Origin of the sequence: Microcystis sp. M53598_WE2 (assembly GCF_030067735.1) — a bacterium.
In the GTDB taxonomy this organism is placed as follows: Bacteria; Cyanobacteriota; Cyanobacteriia; order Cyanobacteriales; family Microcystaceae; genus Microcystis; species Microcystis aeruginosa.
Genome location: NZ_JASJFE010000833.1, coordinates 1 through 1,783 on the forward strand (window position 1 = coordinate 1; position 1,783 = coordinate 1,783).

Sequence of the window (1,783 nt, forward strand, 5' to 3'; positions counted from 1 at the left end):
CCCTTTAGTTTGAAAAGAATTCGCCTTCGCCTAGGTTTATAGTTTAGTAGATACTTAATAGAAAATATGAATAGCTCTAGAAAATTTCTGATTTGTAAAGGTTCCTCTGGCATGGGAAACCGAATTCTGGCCGCCTGTGGTGCAATAATCTATAGTGAAATTAGTAATCGCCAGTTAGTTATTGATTGGCGGGATAATACTTATTGTCATGACGATATCAACTCCTTCCCTCTATTTTTTAACTGTCCAAAGACCGTTTCAGTAGAATCTATACCTGATACCAAGTCTGTCTATCCTGAGATATGGATTGATAAGTTAGATCAATCTTTTGGTGGACTAAGAAAAGATTTAAGGATTTCGGATCAATCTATGTCGGTTGAATTATCTAGAACAAATTATGAGAGTGAGATTCTGGTTTTCTGTGCCTATACTCATAAAATCAACCAGATGAGACAACTTTTTCATGGGAAGTTCGATTACTTGGCAAAAATGGATGATCGTACTATTATCAAACAGGTATTAAACTCTCATCTAAGCCTGAAACCTGAAATTATTCAGTCTATCGAAGATTTCCGATCATCTTACTTTGGAGTGAATACCCTAGGCGTTCATGTCAGATACACAGACATGAAGATTCCTTTAGATAAGCTAATTACTAATACTAAAAAAATCAACAAAAACAATAAATTTAACAGCATTTTCTTGGCTACAGATTCTCAAGAAGTTGTTGAAAAATTTCAAGAGGAGTTCCCAAATATTATCACCACACCAAAATGGTTTCCACCATCGGGAGAAAGAATGCACCAGAACTGGGATCAATGTCCCGATCGCATTCAAAATGGCATAGAAGCATTAATGGATATGTATTTGTTAGCCAGTTGTAATGATTTGATTTTTTCTTCACAGTCCTCCTTTGGTTTAGTGGCATCAATCCTAAGTAAAGCCAGTAAACAACATCTCCACGATGTTAATTCTTCTTCATTCATTGAAAAAGTCAAAGCGAAAATTAGAGGTATTGCCAAATAGTTTGTACGAGCAATTAACCCGAACCAACCTTAATGATGTCTATGCCATGGCAAACTTGGGGAGTTACCAACTAATGCTTAATTCTCTCAATCGCCTTTTCTCCCCTTTAGTATCTAGCGTTTTTACTACCATAATTATCTCCAGTTGTCAAGGTGCAAATGTATTAACTTCGGCGAATAATTCCCAGACCAATCAATGGCAAAAAGTGACCGTAATCGAGGGTTTAGAGCATCCTTGGTCGATGGTTTGGCTACCTAACGGGGAAATCCTCATCACAGAGCGCCCCGGTCGTTTAAGAGTAGTTAGAGAGGGCAAATTAGACCCAAAAGCCATCGCTGGAGTTCCCGAAGTTTTTGCCGTCGGACAAGGAGGACTGCTCGATGTGGCAATTCATCCCCAATTTGCCCAAAATCGCTGGATTTATCTAACTTATGCCCACGGAGACCAGGAGGCTAATCGTACCCGCGTCGCTCGTGCGGTTTATCTCAAATGTCGGGGTGAAGACCCTCGCACTTAGCGACGGGATGAAACCCCGACCAATATAAAACAGCGAAGCACGACTAAAATCTTGACAATCTATGCTGTACAGGTTAATATAAAATAAGTTGTTTGAGGTCGATAAGCAATGATTGTCTTAGAAATGAAAGCCGTGGTTAAACCAAGTCAGTGTTCTGCCATTGATGAAGCTATTCGTACAGTACAATTCATCAGAAACAAAGCATTAAGGCTTTGGATGGATGCCAAGAGGGAAGATAAA

1 protein-coding gene and 1 pseudogene are annotated in these 1,783 nt (G+C 39.1%); both read left to right on the plus strand.

Translation table 11 applies throughout. The features are described from left to right. The first annotated feature begins 66 nt into the window (after positions 1-66). The gene (locus tag PX636_RS16880) at positions 67-1,026 is read left to right on the plus strand and encodes a NodZ family protein (RefSeq protein WP_288117957.1); all 960 of its coding nucleotides are present in this window, start codon (positions 67-69) and stop codon (positions 1,024-1,026) included. 73 nt (positions 1,027-1,099) lie between these two features. Beyond that, positions 1,100-1,510 (plus strand): annotated as a pseudogene (locus PX636_RS16885) (PQQ-dependent sugar dehydrogenase); the annotation flags it as partial. Positions 1,511-1,783: the final 273 nt, after the last annotated feature.